This window comes from Nitratireductor sp. ATLC21 (assembly GCF_057196525.1).
The window spans coordinates 75,671-93,998 of sequence record NZ_JBXUOU010000005.1; the positions used below are offsets into that span (position 1 = coordinate 75,671).

Genomic DNA, 18,328 nt, shown 5'->3' on the forward strand with positions numbered 1-18,328 from the left:
TTTTCCTCCTCCCGACAGCGCCGCTTTCCAGGCGGCATCAATCGGTCATAGTGGAGGCGCATCAGGCCAACGGTCTTGGACTATTGCGTCGGGTTCTTGGCCGATGACGTCGCTGCGTGGAGGCGGTATTCGCCGGGTGGGACCCTGAAACGCGCCCGGAACTGGCGATTGAAATAGGACAGGTCATTGAAGCCGGCATCGAATGCAATGCTGGAAATCCGCTCCGAGGTGCCTGCATATTTCTGGCCCGTGAGGCGGTCGCAGACATAATCGAGCCGTGTGCTGATCAGGCAATCCGACAATGAGGAGCCCGCAGCCTGAAACCGGCGCTGCAGAGCGCGCAGGCTCACCCCCATTGCCGAGGCAACGCTCGCCGGGGTGCATTCAGGATCGCGGAAGCGCTGGCGGATAAAGGCGCGCGCCTTGGCGACAAGCAGCTCATCGCTTGTGCGAGAGGAAGCAAGGCTGCCGGCTTCGAGCCCGCACAGATAGGCCCCCATCAGATTGAAGAACGCTTCGCCGATGAAATGTTGCTGGGCGGCTGCATCTTCCGCATTCACAAGCCGGTCGATGGTGGCGCGAAGGGCCATGCCGATCTCGGTGGAGCCGGGGATCGGACAACCGCCGAGTGCTGCCGTACCAAAACGGTGCGCGAATTCGGAACGGTTCAGATGGACGGAGTATTGCAGGCTGCCGCTATCGCCATAGAGAAAGCGCGAGGGATAGGCCGAATCGATCATGATGAAGTCGCCTGGTGCCAGACGCACATCGGCATCCCCCTGACGCATGACCGAGTGTCCTGACTTTTGCAGGACGAGAAAGAGGTGCTCGGCGGAATCCTGACGGATGCAGCGCCAGTCCCGGTTGATGCGTGCAGCGCTGTTGCGCACCACGGCGACGGCGAGCGCCTGACGTTGCTTCAAGGTGATGAGGCCGCGCATATCACGCGCGCCATCCGGCGGCGAAACCAGAAACTGCCCGCAAACATTGCGCACACCAGCCTGAAAAGCATCGAGCGATGTCAGGCTGTTTGTCTCGTCAGACAGCATAAATCTCCTCCCGCCCTGTTCTGTGTTCCATGCAGATAAGGGCGGGGGGAAGCGTAATCAGCTTTCACCGGCTCGGCAAGCCGGCGGCTTGACCAGTCTCAGGAAGAAGAAGGACTTTCCTGCCTGCGGACCATCATCTGCCGCAGGAACACCGGTAGAACCATGACCGCCCCAGCCAGTGTGGCGTAAAGATCCGGAGCGACAAACAGGATGGCAGCGAAGGCAAGAAGCAGCCGCTCATAGACGCGCAACGGTGCAAAGAGCCAACTGGTGAAGGCTGCCGAGAGCATCCAGATGCCCAGCATTGCGCCGATCGTTGCAAGGAAAAACTCGTTCCAGGTGAAACTGTCAGTGACAAGCAGCATGGAAGGCGAAAAGACGAAGACGAAAGGCACCAGCGCCTTGCCCATGCCCAACCGGAAGGCCGTGTTTCCGGCCTTGAAGGCGTTCGCGCCGGCAATGCCGGCCGCGGCGTAGGCCGCAAGCGCAACCGGCGGCGTGATGTCTGCCAGAACGCCGAAATAGAACACGAAGAAATGGGCCACGATGGGCTCGACGCCGAGCAGGCTGAGAATAGGGGCCGCGACCGCGATCATGATGAGGTAATTGGCCGTGGTGGGAATGCCGCAGCCCATCAACACGCAGACGATGGCCGTCATGATGAGCGTGAAGAGCAGGGTGAGCGTGGCGACGCTGAAGAGCTCGAAGGGCAGGAAGGCGAGGCTGTCTGCCACGCTCTGCGCCCAGCCAGCAGCAACCGAAGTGACCATATAAGCGATCTTGAAGCCGACGCCGGTGAGCGTGACGACGCCGATAATCACGCCGACGAGGGCGGCAGCTGCCGTGACGGAAAGCGAATATTTCGCGCCGACCACGAAGCCTTCCCAGGTCTCGCGGATGCTTTCGGTGATGGCCGTTTTCACATCGTGGCGCAGGAAATTCTGAATGACGAGCACGAGCAGACAAGCCGTGATGCCCCAGAAGGCAGCCAGATAGGGGGTTTTGCCAGAGAGAAGGATGGCAACCAGTACGAAGAGCGGGAGCGTGGTGAGCCAGCCCGCCTTGAAGACCGTCCAGGCGACCGGCAGCTCATCCTTGGTGAGGCCACGCAGGCCACGGCGGCGCGCCTCAAGATGCACCTGCACCAGAACGCCGAAGAAGTGCATGAAGGCGGGCACCAGCGCGGCGGTCAGGATGGTGGTGAGCGGCACGCCCAGATATTCGATCATCAGGAAGGCGACCGCGCCCATGACGGGGGGGGTGATCTGGCCGCCGGTGGAGCTTGCCGCCTCGACGGCTGCCGCGAAGTGGCGTGGATAGCCGATGCGGATCATTGCAGGGATGGTGAGCGAGCCTGTCGTGACCGTGTTGGCGATGGATGAACCGGAGATCGAGCCGAGCATGGCGGAGGAGAGCACGGACACTTTGGCGGGGCCGCCGGAATAGCGGCCGGCAAGAGCCGATGCGAGATCGATGAAGAGCTGCCCGAGGCCGATACGGGTGGCGAGCACACCGAACAGAACGAAATGGAATACATAGGTGGAGATGACGCCGAGCGCCGTGCCATAAATGCCCTGGCTGGTCAGGTATAGATGGTTGACGATGTTGTCCCAGCTCGCGCCCGGATGGGCGAGAATGCCGGGCATCGACTGGCCGAAATAGGCATAGGCGATGAAAAGCAGGGCAATGACGGGCAGGGGCCAACCCATGGCACGCCGCGTCGCTTCAAGCAACACTGCGATCAGCACGGTGCCCATCACGACATCGATGGGCAGCGGATCGCCGACGCGGAAGGCCAGCTCGTTAAAAATCCAGGGAACATAAAGCGCCGATACAGCGCCCGCGATGGCGAAGATCCAGTCGAGAACGGGAAGGCCAAGCGGGTAGAGCAACCCGCGGCGGGGTTCGCGCGGCTGATGCCATGCGGCAAAGAAGACAAAAATCAGGGCGAGGGTGAAGGCCAGATGCAGACCGCGATGGGTGGTGGCCTGCGGGATGCCATATCCCGATGTGTAATAATGATAGCAAGAGAGAATGAAGAGGGCACCGCCGGCGACCCAGCCGAGCAGTGACGGCAGAGGTCTGAAGCGGACTTCGGAATCGAACTGCTCTTCAAGCGCCTTCATTTCCTCTTCGGTCAGCGCTTCGGCACGATCGGTATCAGGTGAATTGGCCATCCTGCAAAGCCTCTCTGGACATCATCATAACTGCATTTCGATGGCGGATAGAGATGGACCCGGCCTGTGGTCATACAGGTCGGGTCCATGAATCGTCATCGAGTTTTCTGAGCGTTATTCGCTCAGCACGCCCGCTTCGCGGTAAAACTTTTCCGCGCCCGGATGCAGCGGGATGCCCACACCGTCAAGCGCGGTTTCCTTGGTGATCTGACGACCCTTGAGGTGGCCGGCATCGAGGAGTTTGCGGGTGTTGTCGTTCCACAGAGCCTTGGTGATCTCATAAATGAGTTCTTCAGGCTGATCCGCACTGGTGATCCACTGAGCACCGACGGAAAGGGTGGTCACGTCGCCGTCGACGCCTTCATAGGTGCCGCCGGGTACAGTGTTGGAGGCAAAGAAACCATGCTCGCCCGTGACCTTTGCTGCCTCATCGCCGGCGATGGAGACGAGCGTGATCTTGTGTTGGCTGGCGAGCTCGGCAATGGCGCCAGCGGGGAAGCCGCCAACGAAGAAGAAGGCGTCCATCGCGCCGTCGCGCATACGTTCCGCTGCCTGATCAGGTTTGAGGTAATGCGCTTCCACATCCTCCTCGGAAAGGCCGTAGGCGTTGAGAATGATGCGGGCGTCGACGAGGGTGCCGGAGCCCGGCTCATCGAGCGAGACGCGCTTGCCTTTCAGGTCATCCACGCTGTCGATGCCGCTTTCGGCGCTCGCCACAAGGTGAATGGTCTCCGGATAGAGATTGGCGATCGCGCGCAACTTTTCGACCGGCTCACGGTCTTCCCAGATGCCGGTGCCGCTGTATGCCCAAGTGGCGACATCCGACTGCGAAAAGCCGGATTCGAGCGAACCGCCGGCAATTGCGTTCACATTCGCCACCGAACCATTGGCCGAAAGTGCCGTGGCGATCAGGCCGGGCACACCGCAGGAGCCACCTTCCTCGCAGGGGCGGGAGCCGGGTGGGTTGGAGATCGCATTGGCGATGAGGCCGCCAATCGGGTAGTAGGTTCCGGCGGTGCCGCCGGTGCCGATGCGGAAAAACTGGGGCTGCTGTGCAAGGGCCATGCCGCTTGCGGCAATACCGCACAAAACCGCTCCAATAATCGCAAAACGCCGTCTGTTCACGGGATCCTCCCAGACAATAAGAATGAAACTCTCTATGAGCTAGCATTCATTGTGCCAGCCATCAATCTTTGATGATAGCCCATTAATGTGTTCTATCACATTTGCACCGGGACACCGCCTAGCCGGGTCTCGAACCGGAACAATGGGACTTGCCCCCGCTGCAAGTCTCTGTGGAAGAGCGAATTGGAGGCAATTTGGCCAAGTGCATTCACACCATGATCCGCGTCCTGAATGAGGAGAAATCGGTCGCGTTCTACAAGACTGCGTTCGGACTGGAGGTGGCCGATCGGTTCGATTTCGACGGTTTCACCCTTGTTTACCTGCGCAATGCGGAAGCCGATTTCGAAGTTGAGCTGACCGTCAACAAGGGACGGACTGAGCCTTATGAATTGGGTGACGGTTATGGCCATCTGGCGGTCGCCGTGGATGATCTCGATGCTGAGCACGCCCGTTTCAAGGAGGCCGGCCTGAAGCCGCGCGACATCAAGGCATTCGAGCGCGAGGGCTCACTTCTCGCCCGCTTTTTCTTTGTCGAGGACCCTGACGGGTACAAGATCGAAGTTTTGCAGAAGCACGGTCGCTATCGCTGAGGGGAAAAGGGCCCGTCTGAGTGGCCCGCCCGCCCGCTCCCCGGCATCCAGAGCGGTTCACCGTTTCACGGAAGCGCTGCTCCGCTCAATCCATCAGTTTTCCCGCATTTGCGCGGACGTCAGGTGATCCCACCTGACTGCAAAATGCTCCAGACAGCAAAAAGGCCCGGGAGACCCGAGCCTGTAAGTCGTTCATGTCGCAAGGAAAACTGGAGCGGGCGATGAGATTCGAACTCACGACCCCAACCTTGGCAAGGTTGTGCTCTACCCCTGAGCTACGCCCGCTCGGCTTGTCGCTTCCGACGGCGCGCTTATAGTCTGATCTCGCCGGCAAATGCAACAGGAAATCGACAGGTCCGCTGCGGTTTTTTTTATTCCGTTCGCAACGCACGAAGACGGTTGGCGGAGAGGGGCGTTTGCGGTGTTTCCGGACTTGCCTTTACAGGCTGTGGACGGTTACCAACCTCTTCAATGATTAGCGACCATGCGAGGCCCTGTCGTGGCAAAATCATCTGAGGCGCTGCTGGAATACCTGCAGGAACTTGGCATTGAGGTGAAAACCCATCGCCATCCTCCGCTGTTTACGGTCGCCGATTCGCAGTCATTGCGCGGAGAAATCCCCGGTGGGCATACGAAGAACCTCTTTCTGAAGGACAAGAAAGACAATTTCTTTCTCGTCACCGTGGATGAGGACGCGCAGGTGGATCTGAAAACCATTCATCACAAGATCGACGCAGCGAGCCGGGTTTCTTTCGGTAAGCCTGAAAAGTTGATGGAGTATCTCGGGGTCGAGCCAGGATCTGTGACCGTCTTCGGGGTCGTGAATGACGATCAGAACAAGGTAACAGTGGTGCTCGACGCGGATTTGTTAGACAATGAGACCATCAATGCGCATCCGCTGACCAACGAAGCGACCACTTCGATCGGCCGCGATGATCTCATGCGTTTTCTTGAAGCGGCTGGACATCCGCCGCTTGTCTTGAAAGTGACCGAGTGATCGCCACATCTGGGGCGACGACACATACCTTTATCGGCAAGCTGGCAGATGCCATGGACCACGCCGAACGGAAAGCAGAGAAGGGGCCTTTATGACCAACGGCGACAATCCATACGGAAAGCCTGAGAATTATGGTGCCGCGGGTGGGCAATATACAACCAATGTGGATTTTGGAGGGGGCGCGCCAGCTTCCAAACCGGACGCGCCGGTCGGTCAGGGGTTTTCGCTTTCGGACGCGCCGCAACCACCGGCCGCTGACCTGATCAAGGACACGACGACCGCCAATTTTGCAGCCGACGTTATCCAGGAATCGCGCAATCAACCCGTTTTGGTGGATTTCTGGGCTCCGTGGTGCGGCCCCTGCAAGCAACTTACCCCAATCATCGAGAACGCTGTGCGCGCGGCCGGCGGCAAGGTGAAGCTCGTGAAGATGAACATCGACGAGCATCCCGCCGTCGCCGGACAGCTTGGTGTTCAATCGATCCCGGCAGTCTTTGCGTTCAAGGACGGGCAGCCGGTGGATGGTTTCATGGGGGCGTTGCCGGAAAGCCAGGTCAAAGCATTCATCGAAAAGCTGACAGCCGGAACCGGCGGCGATGAAATCGCCGGTGCGCTCGAAGCGGCGAAGGAAGCTATCGCCAATGGCGACCAGCAGATGGCAGCGCAGATTTACTCGGCTGTGCTGCAACGGGATGCCGAAAACGTGGAGGCGATCGGCGGACTGGCCGATCTGCTCTTCGAGGCTGGCCAGAAAGAACAGGCCGCGCAAGTGCTCGCACAGGTTCCCGAAAAGCACAAAGAGGCCGCACCCATCGCCGCCGTGCAGGCCAAGATCGCGCTTGCCGAACAGGTTGCCGAGCTGGGTGACAGCGCCGCGCTGGAGCAGCGCCTCGCTTCGGACCCGAACGATCATCAGGCGCGGTTTGATCTGGCGCTTTTGCAGAATGCCAAGGGCGATCGTGCGGCCGCCGCCGAAAGCCTACTGACCATCATACGCACCGACCGAGAATGGCAGGATGACGGCGCGCGGGCCCAGCTTCTCAAATTTTTTGAAGCATGGGGCGCCACAGACCCGGCGACCCTGGCAGCACGACGTAAACTCTCGTCATTGCTGTTCTCATAAGCCTTTCGATTATTTGCCTATTGGGAGGACTGCTCCAGATATCGGGGAAAGATCGGGAGATATCATGTGAAGGCAGGCAATAGCTCCTACCGCAGTGGGCGGGATATCGACAGCGTGATCCCTGTGTTTCCACTGTCGGCGGCCCTACTCTTGCCGGGTGGGCGATTACCGCTGAACATTTTTGAACCGCGCTATCTCGCGATGACCGACCACGCGCTCTCCGGATCGCGGCTGATCGGAATGGTACAGCCGCGTCTCGACGGGGCGAAAAAGGTTGATGGCGAACCTGAACTCTGTGATGTGGGATGCGTCGGGCGCCTCGGCTCGGTTTCGGAAACCGGTGATGGAAGGTATCTCATAACACTGATCGGGATCTGCCGTTTCAGGGTGTTGGAGGAATTGAAGGTCAAGACACCGTTCCGCCAGTGCCGCATACTGCCTTTCGAGGCCGATCTGCATGATGGACCGGATGAACCAGAGGTGGACCGCAGCGCACTTCTGAAGGCATTGCGCGCTTATCTCGATGCCAATAATCTGGAAGCGGACTGGGACAGTGTACATCAAGCGGAAGATGCGAGTCTCGTGAATGCGCTGTCGATGATGGTGCCCTATGGACCGGCTGAAAAACAAGCGCTGCTGGAAGCACCCGATCTGAAAACCCGGGCGGACACACTGATCGCAATTACGGAAATTGTTTTGGCGCAGGGCGGTGGAGAAGCCGGGCACCGGCTCCAATAGCCCGGTGGGCTGCAAAAAAACGCTGGAGCATCCGATGCAGGTTGAAGATGAAGACGGAAACGGGACGGCGCTGGATCCCAAGCTTCTGGAACTTCTCGTCTGTCCGCTGACCAAGGGCTCTCTGCGCTGGGACGCTGAGAACAGCGAATTGATCTCGAAAAGCGCAAAGCTTGCCTATCCGGTGCGCGACGGAATCCCCATCATGCTGCCCTCGGAGGCGCGGCCCCTCGATTGAGGCCGCACCTTGCCACTTCTATTCGCGGAAGCTCTCGCGCGGGGTCGCCGCCTGCCGGCCGCGCGCTGCGCGCAGCGTGGGCAGGGCCAGCATCAACAGCACGAATGCGCCGGTGGCGAGCTTGAGATCGGGCGGCGGCATGCCGGCTGCCAGACAGAGCGAGACAAGCTGGTAATAGACCATCGCGCCGGCGAAGGGGGCGAGCAACTGCCGCCACACGGTTGCCTTGCCGACAATGGCCTCGCCGATCATCAGGGCTGCAAGACCGTTGATGAGGATGCCGAGGCCCATATTCACGTCGGCGAAACCCTGCGACTGCACCATCAATGCGCCGCTGAACGCGGAAAACGCGCCGGCAAGCCCGATGCCGCCGATGGTTGCCGCCCAGACATTGATGCCCTGTGCTTCGGCCATTACCGGGTTGGCGCCGACGGCGCGAACTGCCGTTCCCTTCTCGGTCGTGAAGAAGAAATTGAGTGCCAGGAAGATGGCCAGCGTGATGACGCCAACGGCGATGATCTTGGCGAGCGGGAAACCCGGCTGCACGAACGGCACCCAGTCGAAGATGGTTTCCGTGCCGAATACCGAAAGGTTGGAGCGGCCCATGATGCGCAGGTTCACGCTGTAGAGCATGGTCATCACCAGGATGCCGGCCAGAAGCGTGTGGATGCGGAAACGCAGATGGATGAAGGCCGTGCAGCAGCCGGCGATGAAGCCGGTGAGCAAGGCCAGTCCGATGGCTGTGAGGGGGCCGAGACCGGAGGCGAGCGCCACGCCACACACGCAGCCGCCGAGCGGGAACGCGCCCTCGCTGGTGAGATCGGGAAAGCTCAGCATGCGGAAGGGAATCATGATGCCGGCGACGACGAAGCCGAGGATCAGGCTCTGCGCAAGCGTGACCGGGATGAGGGCGACGAAGCTTCCTAACGTTGCTTGAAGAAAATCGATCATGGGTCAGCTCGCGAGCAACATGCTGTCGGTCTTGGTGGCGAAATGGCCAATCAGGTCGGGGACGGTCACATTGGTCTTTTCTTCTCCGCCGATTTCCAGATGCACACGGCCGGCATTGAGCATGATGACACGATGACCGTAATCGACGGCATGCTGCATGTTGTGGGTGACCATGAGTGTGGTCAGTTTCAGGGCCTCCACTGCACGAACGGTTGCGTCCATGACGATATCGGCGGTGCGGGGGTCCAGCGCTGCCGTGTGTTCATCGAGGAGAAGGAGATCGGGCGATCCCCCCACGGCCATGATGAGCGATAGCGACTGGCGCTGCCCACCGGACAGAAGATCGACACGGGTGTTGAGGCGGTCCTCAAGACCGAGGCCCAGAATGGCAAGACGTTCGCGGTAGTCGGCCAGCCGCTTTGCGTTGAGACCGTGGCGAAGGGTGCGCCTGGAATTGCGTAATTCGGCAAGCAGCATGTTTTCGGCCACCGTCATGCTGGCGGCGGTGCCGAGCATGGGGTCCTGAAACACGCGTGCAATGCGCTTGGCGCGCTTGTGAACGGGCAGGCCCGTCATGTCGTCGCCATTGATGAGGATCTGTCCGGAATCGAGTGCGAGCGAACCGGAAATGGCATTGAGCATGCTGCTCTTGCCGGCTCCGTTGGAGCCTATCACGACGCCGAATTCTCCGGTATTGAGGGTGAGATCAAGCCCGTTCAAGGCGATCTTCTCGTCGGGTTGTCCCCGATAGAACACTTTGCGTGCGGCACGGATTTCCAGCACCGGCACCTCCCATGAAATGAACGCGGCGCCTGTTGGAAGGCGCCGCGTCTCTGGCTGACCGGATTACTCGACGATGCAGTCGCAGTCGGCAAACTCTTCGGGGATCTCGATGCCAAAGGCGGCCATGGCCTTTTTCGAGATGCGCGGAGCGTGGTCCTCATAGGCCGGATTCACCGGCGGGATGGTCTTGGGGTCGGTACCATCGAGGATCTGCAGGGCGATCTTGCCGGCGTTGAGGCCGACCTGCTGATAGTTCACGGCAAAGCTTGCCGGAACAACGCCATCGGACACGGCGCCGTCATCGGAATTGATGATCGGGATGCCGGCCTGCCTTGCGGCGGCCGAAACGGCGGCAATGGCCGGCTGAAGGAGGTTTGAGGCGGGCGTGTAGATCACGTCGGCCTTACCGGCGAGAGAGGCAATGCGCTGCTGGATGTCGTTCACATTGTCGACGCCCACTGGCACAACCTCGAACCCGGCATCCGGCGCGGCAGCCTGAACCTTTTCAAGGAGCGCGACGTCGTTGGCCTCGCCCGGATTGTAGGGCTGGCCGATGCGCTTTGCGTCAGGAACGAGCTTTTTGGCGAATTCCATGACGGCTGCAACATCCTGCAGGTCGGTTGCGCCGGTCATGCCTTCATCGCCGGCTTCCCAGGAGGGAACGAGCTTGGCGGCCACCGGGTCGGTGACAGCGGAGAAGACAATCGGGATGCCGGAGCCAGCAAGCGCCTTCTTGGCGATCTGGGAAACGGGCGTCGTGACGGTGTACATGAGGGCGGGGCCCTCGGCCTGAAGCTTCGCGATCATCTGCGGTACGAGCGAGGCATCGAAATTGGTGTGGCTTTCAGAATAGACAACATCCTTGCCTTCCTCATAGCCACCGGCAGCAAGGGCATCCTTGAAGCCCTGGATCGCGGTGTTGAGCTGCGGATGCTCGCCGAAATTGGCGATGCCGATGCGGATTGGCTCGGCGCCGGCCGCGCCAAGACCGAGCATAATTGCACCGGCAGCGACAATGCTGCGCAACGATAAGCGTGATTTTACAGTCATCTCATTCCTCCCATGGCCAGGGCCTGCAAAAACGGAGCAGTCAGCAAACTGCGTCCTTGCCAAACACAAATCAGAGACCTCGCAGCTTCTCGCTGCAACCTCTGCTGGATGGTCCTCCCCATCCGTTGAAGGGCCATCATATCGTCGGGGCAATGCCTGTCAAACACTATATATAATCGTTGAACAGGGATGAAATTATATATACTTTTGTTTTCGAGGAGGAGCAGAGTTGCATCAAATCGTGGTGGATGGCTCGGAGCCGCTGACGAAGACTGAAGCAGCCTATCACCAGCTTCGGCGCGATATTCTCGCAACAAGGCTGATGCCGGGTGCGCCCTTGCGGATCGCTGCCTTGCGGAAGGCCTATGGTTTCGGCTGGACACCGCTGCGGGAAGCGCTTTCCCGGCTGGAGGCCGAACGGCTCGTGACGGCTGAAAGCAATCGGGGCTTTTCGGTTGCGCCGGTTTCGCGGGCGGAGCTGGAGGACCTTTCCAAGGCGCGATTGGCGATTGAAACCACACTTCTGGAAGAATCCATTCGCAAGGGCAATGCCGACTGGGAGGCTGCGGTGGTGACCGCGCATTATCGCCTTTCACGCTGCCAGATACCCGCTGAAGGGCTTTCCGACGACGCCCTGCATGACTGGGTGGAACGCCATCAGGCCTTTCACGAGGCTCTGCTTTCCGCGGCTGATGCGACCTGGCTCAAGCATTTTTATGCGCAGATCTGGGGGCAGCTCTGCCGGCACCATATCTTCCTGACTGTTACACCGACACTGCGTGCGGCTGCGGGGGCTGAGGATGGTCATGAAGCGGCCATCGCGGCGCTCGATGCAGCCATGTCACTTGACCAGCATACGCAACTCATGGAGTTTGCCCTTGACCGCAATCTCGAGGGGGCGCTGGCACTGATGAAAGAGCATGTGGGGCTGACGGTCGACGTCTTTACCCTTGCCGATCTGGATGGCGCAGGGGCCGCCGGGTCCAAGGCATGAAGGTAGTCGCGCGCTCCGCTCTTGCGGGTGCTGCGCTGTGTTCTTCCGTCGGAGGGGCCTGGGCTCATGCATCTGAGCGCGGCTATGTGCTGCTTTTGCCGACGGATTATTATCTGTTCGGCGGCATGCTGGCTGTTGCGCTGAGCTTTCTTGTTCTTGTTTTTCTTCCGATTGAGGGTTTCGAGCGGCTTCTGGCGCGGCGCTTGGCGTTGTTTTTCGTGCCTCTCGATGGTCGGGCGGCGAGCAGCTTTGCCTCCTTTCTCATTCTCGCGGGGCTTGTGTTTGCCGGGTTTTCGGGCAGCCGCGATCCGCTCTCAAATCCGCTGCCTTTGGTCGTATGGACTCTGCTCTGGGTGGGGGTGACCATCGTTCAGGGCGTGATTGGGAATGTCTGGGCCTGGATCAATCCATGGTACGGACCCTGGCGACTGCTTGTGAGGTTGGGGCTGCCTGAATTGGGGTTCTGGCGCATGCCCGAGGTGCTGGGGCGTTGGCCGGCGTTTTTCACCCTGTTCGGATTCGCGTGGTTCGAGCTGGTGTATCTGGCCCCGGCGGACCCAGAGCGGCTCGCGGTTGCGGTGTCGATCTACTGGGTGTTCACGTTTGCAGGCATGGTTCTTTTCGGACACGCAGCGTGGAGCCGCCGGGTGGAGTTCCTGACGCTCTTTTTCGGCATGCTTTCGCGCCTCTCTTTCCTTGCGCTGAGCGAAAGAGAAAGGCGGCGGAAGCTGGTGTTTGGTTTGCCGGGCTACAAGCTTGACGGTGTGGCAGCGCTGTCTCTTTCCGGCATCGCCTTTCTTCTGTTCGCCCTGAGCTCGGTTTCCTTCGACGGACTCAAGCACACATTCTTCTGGCTCGATCTCATCGGCATCAATCCGCTGGAGTTCCCGGGGCGTTCGGCTGTGGTCGGGGCGAGTTCGCTCGGGCTAATCGTCATGTTTGGACTGCTGTTTTCCGCGTTCATGGCTGCGGTGTGGCTTGGCTGCCGGCTAGCCGGGGAAGACGATTGGCTAGAACTGGCAGGACATCTCGCGTGGTCGATCATCCCCATCGCGCTTGCCTATCATTTCTCGCACTATCTGGTGGGTTTCACCATCAACAGCCAGTATGCGCTGGCCGCGCTTTCCGACCCGCTTATGCGCGGCTGGAACCTGTTTGGAACGGCAGGCCTGCACGTGCAGGCGGGCGCGACGCTCGGGGCGCAATCGGCGTGGATCATCTGGAATGCACAGGCATTCGCGATCATTGGCGGGCATGTGCTGGCGGTGGTTCTGTCGCATCTGATCGCGTATCGACATTTCGGCTTGGCTCAACGCGCCACGATCAGCCAGATCCCGCTTGCGGCTCTCATGGTCGGATACACGGTTTTTGGTCTCTGGTTGCTGTCCGCGCCAACTGCGGGCTGAAGAATTACACACATGCTGGAATAAATTTCCTTGCAGGACGTGTTCACGCGCAGGCAATTCCAACCTTTTCTGCACTGTGGTAACTCTTTGTTTCTTCGAGATTTTGTCCCCCATCGGCAATTCCGCTTAAGCCCGAAATGCACTAAAACAGAGCCGTAATTCCCTTGCGGCATGTCCTGTTGCCAAGGGAAAGGTTTGGTGATTTAGTTTGTACACAAGTGATTTTTCCGACGCTGGAAAATGCTTCCAACCGTTGGAAATGCTCGGTCAAACGATCACAACAATGGGGAACCGGCATGAGTGAAAATCGCAAGTCTCTGATTAATTTAAACGGCGGTCTGACGCGCAGGTCCGCGCTCAAGGGGTTGGGGGCCGCGGCGGGTCTGGTGGCTGCACCCGGCTTCGTGCGCTATGGCCAGGCGCAGTCTTCCGAGCCCATCAAGGTCGGTTTCCAATGCCATCGCACCGGCATCGGTGCGGCCTATGGCCGTTGGTATGAGCGCGTGACGACCGCAGCCGCCAAGCGCATCAACGATGCCGGCGGCATCAATGGACGCCCGCTCGAGATCATTATCGAGGACGATGGCACCGATCCGAAGCGCGGCGCGGAAGTGGTGGAGAAATTCGCCAATCAGCACAAGGTCGACCTGGTCTATGGCACGCTGTTTTCCCACGTGGTTGTCGGCTCCGCGCCGGCGGCGGGCGAGCTGAAGATCCCATATTACGTGGTGAGCGAGGGCTATCACGTGGCCTCGGGCAAGATGAACCGCTATTGCGTGCAGCCGGGCATCACCGATGTGAAGGCGCAGGCGCGCTCCGTAGCGCCGTGGATTGCCGACAATCTCGGCAAGAAGGTCACGCTCGTCTATCCCGACTACGCGTTTGGCCATGATCACCGCGATTTCTTCACTCCGGCCATCGAGGCGCAGGGCGGGCAGGTGGTCGCCAAGGTGCCGATCCCCCCGACCGAAACCTCGTTCACCCGCTATTTCCCGCAGATCCCGCGTGACACGGATGTGATCTACCATGTGATGGTGGGGCCGGCCGTGCTGACCTTTGTGAAGGAGATGGGCGAGTTCTTCGGCTCCGGTGGGCCGCAGCTCTTCGGCTTCATCGATTCGCTCGAAGCCGTCGATATCTCAAGCCCGGGTCTGGAATTCCTCGAGGGCAGCCATTTCTGGGAAGGCATGCCGCGCTATGCGCAGCCCGATCAGCCGGACTATGTGACCGCCTATCGCGAGGCCGTGGGCATCGACGAGAACGGCGCCAGCGCCAATGACGCCAAGGATGTTTCAACCGCAGCCCATATGTTCGGCTGCTGGGAGACGCTCAACATCATCAAGGCATCGATGGAAGCCTGCGACTACAAGGGGCCGGATGACCGCGCTGCGATGATCGAGGCGACCGAAGCAATGACCGAGATGGAGGCCGGGCCGGACCATCCGCAGGGCAAGAAGCTGTTCAACGGCAAGATCCACCAGGTCTTTGGCGAACAGAGCATAAGCCAGGTGAAGGACGGCAAGCTGGAAGTGGTGCACCGCACCTCCATCGAGGATGGAGCCTACGAGCCCGAGGCTGATTACACGGCGATGTCGTTTTAAAACATCGAGGCGGGCGGTGTTTGCCCCTCACCCTTACCCTCTCCCCGCAGGCGGGGAGAGGGAGATGTCAGCGTTGCGGCTTTCCCATGGGATGGCTCGGCGGCTCTCCTTCCGCTCCTTTCATGAAAGTGCATTTGTGAATGGCCTTCGGTCCGTATTTTCTCCTCGCTACGCTTGAAGGGCTGGTGACGGCGGCTGTCCTGTCGCTGATTGCGCTCGGCCTTTCGCTGGTCTTCGGTGTCATGCGTGTGGTGAATGTCGCTCATGGCGAGTTCTACATGCTGGGCGCGGTGCTCGCCTGGTGGGTTGCCTCGCTGTTCGGCGGGCATCCGGCAATCGGCTTCATGGTGGCGCTGGTGCTGAGCCCGCTTGTTGTCGCCGCCATCGCATTCGTTGCCGAGCGGCTGGTTTTGAGCCGGCTGAAGTATGAGCCGGAAGCGACCATCGTCGCCACGATTGGCCTGCTCTACATCATCCAGCAGCTGGCACTGACATTCTACGGCCCCGAAGCGCGACCGGTGGAGGCGCCGTTCCACTATCGCATGCAACTGCCATGGTTCGGCTATTCTGCCTACAAGCTGTCCGTGATCGGGTTTTCCATCGTCATGATGCTGGCGACGTGGTTTGTGCTCACACGCACGAAGATCGGCCTTGTCATGCGCGCGACCCAGTTCGACCGGGAGACGGCGCAGGCTTTTGGCATTCCGGTCGGACGCGTCTATGCCGGCGTGTTCGCGCTGGGGGCGGGGCTTGCCGCCGTTGCCGCCGTGCTGATCGTGCCGATCCAGCAGGCGCATTATTTGATGGGGCACGATCCGCTTCTTCTATCCTTCATTGTCGTGATCATCGGCGGTCTGGGATCGTTGCGCGGCACGGTGCTGGCGGCAGTGCTGATCGGCCTGTCGGATGGCATCATCTCGATGTTCTTCTCGCCGACACTCGCCAAGATGCTGGCGACGCTGGCTGTCTCCATGATCCTCGTCTTCCGCCCGCAGGGCCTGTTCGGAGCGGCGGCACGATGACCAGACTGACCCCTTCGACAAAATCCATTGCGCTGCATGTGGGCGTGGTTCTCGCGCTGCTGGCACTCAACTTCCTCCTGCCGGAATATCATCGCGGCGTGTTTGCGCGTGTTCTGGTGCTGGCGGTTTTCGCCATGGGCTACAATCTGGCGTTTGGCTATACGGGCCTGCTCAGCCTAGGTCATGCAATGTTCTTTGCCGCCGGGCTCTATGGGGCCGGGCTGACCATCTATCATCTGGAATGGAGCGTGTGGCCGGCCTTCGGCGCCGGGCTTGCCGCCGGCGTGGTGGTGGCGCTCGCCGTTGGCTTTCTGGCGCTGCGCACGACCGGCGTCGCGTTCATGATCGTGACGCTGATGTTCGCGCAGGTCTTTTACCTGATGACCCTCTATTTCACGACCTATACGCGCGGCGAGGAGGGGCTCGTTCTGCCACAGGAAACACGGGTTCTGGGCTTTCCCGGCGGGATGCTCGATCTCTCGGACCCGTCGACGCGCTATCTCGTGGCGCTTTCGCTGTTCGCGATCGTTCTGGCTGCGATCCTGTTTCTGGTGCGCGCACCCTATGGCCGGTCTCTGATCGCCATCCGCGAGAACGAGGAGCGCATGCGCATGCTGGGCTATAACGTCTTCGTCAACAAGCTGATGGCGGTGGTGCTTTCAGGGCTTTTCTGCGCAGCCTCGGGTGCGGCCTATGCGGTGCTCTTCGGCTATGTCGGGTCAGGCTTTGCGGCAATCCAGTATTCCATCCTGCCGCTGCTGTGGGTGCTGGTCGGCGGGGCGGCGACGACGCTCGGGCCTCTGATCGGCACGCTGTTCATGTTTTATGTTATCGACACCGCGTCGAGCTACACCACGGCGCATCTCATGGTGGTCGGTCTGGTGCTGATCGGCGTGATCCTGTTTTTCCCCAAAGGCATCATCGGTACGGTGCGTGAAAGGTGGTTGCCATGGCTGCCGTGAACCCGCTTCTTGAGACCCATGGGCTTGGCCGCTCCTTCGGCGGGTTGCGGGCGGTGGATGGTGTGGATTTCTCGCTGCCGGAAGGCGAGACGCACGCGATCATCGGGCCGAACGGGGCCGGCAAGACGACCTTTGTGAGCCTGATTTGTGGGCGTGTCGCGCCCACCGAGGGACGCGTCGTTTTCGACGGGCAGGACATTTCGCTGATGCCCGCCCACAGGCGGGTCCGTGCCGGCATCGCCTACACGTTTCAGATCACCAGCGTGTTTGCCAATCTGACGGCCTTCGACAATGTGGCGCTGGCGGTGCAGCGGCAATTGATCGACGATCATGAGAGGGGGCTCTCCTCCCGCGCGCTGACCGAGCACGGCATGGACGCGCTTCAGAAGGTCGGGCTTGGGGACTATGCCGACAAGGTGGCCGGCAATCTCTCCTATGGCCACCAGCGACTTCTCGAAGTGGCGATGGGGCTGGCGCTCCGTCCGCGTCTTCTCATCCTCGATGAGCCCACGCAGGGCCTCTCCGACAGCGAGATCGAGAATTTCATCGCGCTGGTGCGCCAGATCGGCGAGGAGGCGACGGTGCTTCTTATCGAACACAATATGGATGTGGTCATGGCGCTTGCCGAGCGCATCACGGTGATGGAGCAGGGGCGCATTCTCGCGCAGGGCGCACCTGCCGAAATCCGCGCGAACCAGGCCGTCCAGCAGGCCTATCTCGGAGGTTGAGATGACGGCTGCCCTGACAATGGAACATGTCGACAGCGCCTATGGCCATGTGCAGGTGCTGCGCGGCTTCGATCTGGAATTGCGGCAGGGCGAGGTGCTTTGCCTGCTTGGCCGCAATGGCGCGGGCAAGACGACCGCGCTGAAAACGATCATGGGACTGGTGCCTGCCACCGCCGGGCGCATCCGGCTTGGCGATGTGGAATTGAACCGTCTTGCACCGCACGAGGTGCCGAAGGCCGGTGTCGCCTATGTGCCGCAGGGGCGGCGGCTCTTTTCCGAGCTGACGGTGGGCGAGAACATCGAGATCGGTCTGATGACGCGCGGCAAGGGCGCTGCCACGCGCGACAGTGTGCTCGATCTCTTCCCTGTGTTGCGCGAGCGTCTCAAACAGCGCTCCGGCACGCTTTCCGGCGGCGAGCAGCAGATGCTGGCCATGGCGCGGGCGCTGTGTCTGGAGCCGCAGGTGCTGCTTCTGGATGAGCCGACGGAAGGGCTGATGCCCTCCATGATCGCGCGCATCCGCGAGACGGTGGCCGGGCTGCGCGAGCGCGGGGTCTCCACCATTCTCGTTGAGCAGCGGGTGGATGCGGTGCTGCCGGTGGCGGATCGCGTTGCCTTCATCGAGAACGGGCGCAACCGCGAGACGGTGGATGTCGAGCGGCTGCGGGAGGATCCCGAGATGGTGCACCGTTATGTGGGCGTGGGGTGACGGAGGCGGAAGCGCCAAGCACCCTCGCCCTTCGACAAGCTCAGGATGAGGGTTACTTCAGCGCGACTGCAGTGTCGGTGCAGCCGCG

At 60.6% G+C, this 18,328-nt stretch carries 18 protein-coding genes and 1 tRNA gene; 12 read left to right on the plus strand and 7 right to left on the minus strand.

The features are described 5' to 3' along the window. Nucleotides 1–80: 80 nt before the first annotated feature. The 3 genes from AC2CHD_RS19735 to AC2CHD_RS19745 all read right to left on the minus strand — a co-directional run bounded on the left by AC2CHD_RS19735 (nt 81) and on the right by AC2CHD_RS19745 (nt 4,351). Entirely contained in the window at nt 81–1,049 is a 969-nt protein-coding gene (locus tag AC2CHD_RS19735; RefSeq protein WP_484555016.1) for a helix-turn-helix domain-containing protein, read from the minus strand. Between the two features lie 98 nt (nt 1,050–1,147). Further along, on the minus strand, nt 1,148–3,226 hold the full coding sequence (locus tag AC2CHD_RS19740) for a TRAP transporter permease (RefSeq protein WP_484555017.1): 2,079 nt from the start codon (nt 3,224–3,226) through the stop codon (nt 1,148–1,150). A 114-nt stretch (nt 3,227–3,340) separates the two neighbouring features. Beyond that, nucleotides 3,341–4,351, minus strand: a complete 1,011-nt coding sequence (locus tag AC2CHD_RS19745) for a TAXI family TRAP transporter solute-binding subunit (RefSeq protein ID WP_370633395.1) — start codon at nt 4,349–4,351, stop codon at nt 3,341–3,343. 194 nt (nt 4,352–4,545) lie between these two features. On the opposite strand from AC2CHD_RS19745, the gene AC2CHD_RS19750 reads away from it, so the two are divergent. Continuing rightward, nucleotides 4,546–4,941, plus strand: a complete 396-nt coding sequence (locus tag AC2CHD_RS19750; RefSeq protein WP_229449917.1) for a VOC family protein — start codon at nt 4,546–4,548, stop codon at nt 4,939–4,941. Between the two features lie 210 nt (nt 4,942–5,151). On the opposite strand, the gene AC2CHD_RS19755 is transcribed toward AC2CHD_RS19750, so the two are convergent. Further along, nucleotides 5,152–5,226 (minus strand) — tRNA-Gly (locus AC2CHD_RS19755). Nucleotides 5,227–5,425: 199 nt separating this feature from the next. Between AC2CHD_RS19755 and AC2CHD_RS19760 the strand changes: the two genes are divergently transcribed. The 4 genes from AC2CHD_RS19760 to AC2CHD_RS19775 all read left to right on the plus strand — a co-directional run bounded on the left by AC2CHD_RS19760 (nt 5,426) and on the right by AC2CHD_RS19775 (nt 8,034). Further along, nucleotides 5,426–5,938 carry a prolyl-tRNA synthetase associated domain-containing protein gene (locus AC2CHD_RS19760; protein WP_229449918.1) on the plus strand — a complete coding sequence of 171 codons (513 nt, stop codon included), beginning with the start codon at nt 5,426–5,428 and terminating at the stop codon, nt 5,936–5,938. A 91-nt stretch (nt 5,939–6,029) separates the two neighbouring features. After that, the gene (gene trxA, locus AC2CHD_RS19765; protein ID WP_484555018.1) at nt 6,030–7,061 is read left to right on the plus strand and encodes a thioredoxin; all 1,032 of its coding nucleotides are present in this window, start codon (nt 6,030–6,032) and stop codon (nt 7,059–7,061) included. A 66-nt stretch (nt 7,062–7,127) separates the two neighbouring features. Then, the gene (locus tag AC2CHD_RS19770) at nt 7,128–7,799 is read left to right on the plus strand and encodes an LON peptidase substrate-binding domain-containing protein (RefSeq protein ID WP_223021691.1); all 672 of its coding nucleotides are present in this window, start codon (nt 7,128–7,130) and stop codon (nt 7,797–7,799) included. A 34-nt stretch (nt 7,800–7,833) separates the two neighbouring features. Continuing rightward, nucleotides 7,834–8,034, plus strand: coding sequence for a Trm112 family protein (locus tag AC2CHD_RS19775; protein WP_484555019.1), 201 nt, complete (start codon nt 7,834–7,836; stop codon nt 8,032–8,034). Nucleotides 8,035–8,052: 18 nt separating this feature from the next. Here AC2CHD_RS19775 and AC2CHD_RS19780 read toward each other — a convergent pair whose 3' ends face one another. The 3 genes from AC2CHD_RS19780 to AC2CHD_RS19790 form a co-directional block, all read right to left on the minus strand. Further along, the gene (locus AC2CHD_RS19780; protein WP_484555020.1) at nt 8,053–8,985 is read right to left on the minus strand and encodes an ABC transporter permease; all 933 of its coding nucleotides are present in this window, start codon (nt 8,983–8,985) and stop codon (nt 8,053–8,055) included. A gap of 3 nt (nt 8,986–8,988) precedes the next feature. Beyond that, complete coding sequence (locus tag AC2CHD_RS19785) at nt 8,989–9,768, minus strand: ABC transporter ATP-binding protein (protein ID WP_484555021.1); 780 nt, start codon at nt 9,766–9,768, stop codon at nt 8,989–8,991. A gap of 63 nt (nt 9,769–9,831) precedes the next feature. Then, the gene (locus AC2CHD_RS19790; protein WP_484555022.1) at nt 9,832–10,818 is read right to left on the minus strand and encodes an ABC transporter substrate-binding protein; all 987 of its coding nucleotides are present in this window, start codon (nt 10,816–10,818) and stop codon (nt 9,832–9,834) included. Between the two features lie 238 nt (nt 10,819–11,056). Between AC2CHD_RS19790 and AC2CHD_RS19795 the strand changes: the two genes are divergently transcribed. From AC2CHD_RS19795 to AC2CHD_RS19825, 7 genes are all read left to right on the plus strand, one after another. Beyond that, complete coding sequence (locus tag AC2CHD_RS19795; protein ID WP_484555090.1) at nt 11,057–11,812, plus strand: GntR family transcriptional regulator; 756 nt, start codon at nt 11,057–11,059, stop codon at nt 11,810–11,812. After that, the gene (locus tag AC2CHD_RS19800; RefSeq protein ID WP_484555023.1) at nt 11,809–13,218 is read left to right on the plus strand and encodes a hypothetical protein; all 1,410 of its coding nucleotides are present in this window, start codon (nt 11,809–11,811) and stop codon (nt 13,216–13,218) included. Before AC2CHD_RS19795 ends, AC2CHD_RS19800 begins: the two co-directional genes overlap by 4 nt. Nucleotides 13,219–13,514: 296 nt before the next feature. Continuing rightward, a complete protein-coding gene (locus AC2CHD_RS19805; RefSeq protein WP_484555024.1) occupies nt 13,515–14,819 on the plus strand; it encodes an ABC transporter substrate-binding protein in 1,305 nt (434 codons plus the stop codon). A gap of 140 nt (nt 14,820–14,959) precedes the next feature. Next, the gene (locus tag AC2CHD_RS19810; protein ID WP_484555025.1) at nt 14,960–15,841 is read left to right on the plus strand and encodes a branched-chain amino acid ABC transporter permease; all 882 of its coding nucleotides are present in this window, start codon (nt 14,960–14,962) and stop codon (nt 15,839–15,841) included. Next, nucleotides 15,838–16,803, plus strand: a complete 966-nt coding sequence (locus tag AC2CHD_RS19815; protein WP_484555026.1) for a branched-chain amino acid ABC transporter permease — start codon at nt 15,838–15,840, stop codon at nt 16,801–16,803. The genes AC2CHD_RS19810 and AC2CHD_RS19815 overlap by 4 nt, the downstream gene beginning before the upstream one ends. Continuing rightward, the gene (locus AC2CHD_RS19820) at nt 16,791–17,531 is read left to right on the plus strand and encodes an ABC transporter ATP-binding protein (protein ID WP_484555027.1); all 741 of its coding nucleotides are present in this window, start codon (nt 16,791–16,793) and stop codon (nt 17,529–17,531) included. The genes AC2CHD_RS19815 and AC2CHD_RS19820 overlap by 13 nt, the downstream gene beginning before the upstream one ends. A gap of 1 nt (nt 17,532) precedes the next feature. Further along, entirely contained in the window at nt 17,533–18,240 is a 708-nt protein-coding gene (locus tag AC2CHD_RS19825) for an ABC transporter ATP-binding protein (RefSeq protein ID WP_484555028.1), read from the plus strand. The last annotated feature ends 88 nt before the right edge of the window (nt 18,241–18,328 follow it).

Excerpts from the sequence above, each read along its gene's own strand:
- AC2CHD_RS19735 (WP_484555016.1), bottom strand. The coding sequence starts at position 1,049 with ATGCTGTCTGACGAGACAAACAGCCTGACATCGCTCGATGCTTTTCAG.
- AC2CHD_RS19740 (WP_484555017.1), bottom strand. The coding sequence starts at position 3,226 with ATGGCCAATTCACCTGATACCGATCGTGCCGAAGCGCTGACCGAAGAG.
- AC2CHD_RS19760 (WP_229449918.1), top strand. The coding sequence starts at position 5,426 with ATGCGAGGCCCTGTCGTGGCAAAATCATCTGAGGCGCTGCTGGAATAC.
- trxA (WP_484555018.1), top strand. The coding sequence starts at position 6,030 with ATGACCAACGGCGACAATCCATACGGAAAGCCTGAGAATTATGGTGCC.
- AC2CHD_RS19775 (WP_484555019.1), top strand. The coding sequence starts at position 7,834 with ATGCAGGTTGAAGATGAAGACGGAAACGGGACGGCGCTGGATCCCAAG.
- AC2CHD_RS19780 (WP_484555020.1), bottom strand. The coding sequence starts at position 8,985 with ATGATCGATTTTCTTCAAGCAACGTTAGGAAGCTTCGTCGCCCTCATC.
- AC2CHD_RS19790 (WP_484555022.1), bottom strand. The coding sequence starts at position 10,818 with ATGACTGTAAAATCACGCTTATCGTTGCGCAGCATTGTCGCTGCCGGT.
- AC2CHD_RS19800 (WP_484555023.1), top strand. The coding sequence starts at position 11,809 with ATGAAGGTAGTCGCGCGCTCCGCTCTTGCGGGTGCTGCGCTGTGTTCT.
- AC2CHD_RS19805 (WP_484555024.1), top strand. The coding sequence starts at position 13,515 with ATGAGTGAAAATCGCAAGTCTCTGATTAATTTAAACGGCGGTCTGACG.
- AC2CHD_RS19810 (WP_484555025.1), top strand. The coding sequence starts at position 14,960 with ATGGCCTTCGGTCCGTATTTTCTCCTCGCTACGCTTGAAGGGCTGGTG.
- AC2CHD_RS19815 (WP_484555026.1), top strand. The coding sequence starts at position 15,838 with ATGACCAGACTGACCCCTTCGACAAAATCCATTGCGCTGCATGTGGGC.
- AC2CHD_RS19820 (WP_484555027.1), top strand. The coding sequence starts at position 16,791 with ATGGCTGCCGTGAACCCGCTTCTTGAGACCCATGGGCTTGGCCGCTCC.
- AC2CHD_RS19825 (WP_484555028.1), top strand. The coding sequence starts at position 17,533 with ATGACGGCTGCCCTGACAATGGAACATGTCGACAGCGCCTATGGCCAT.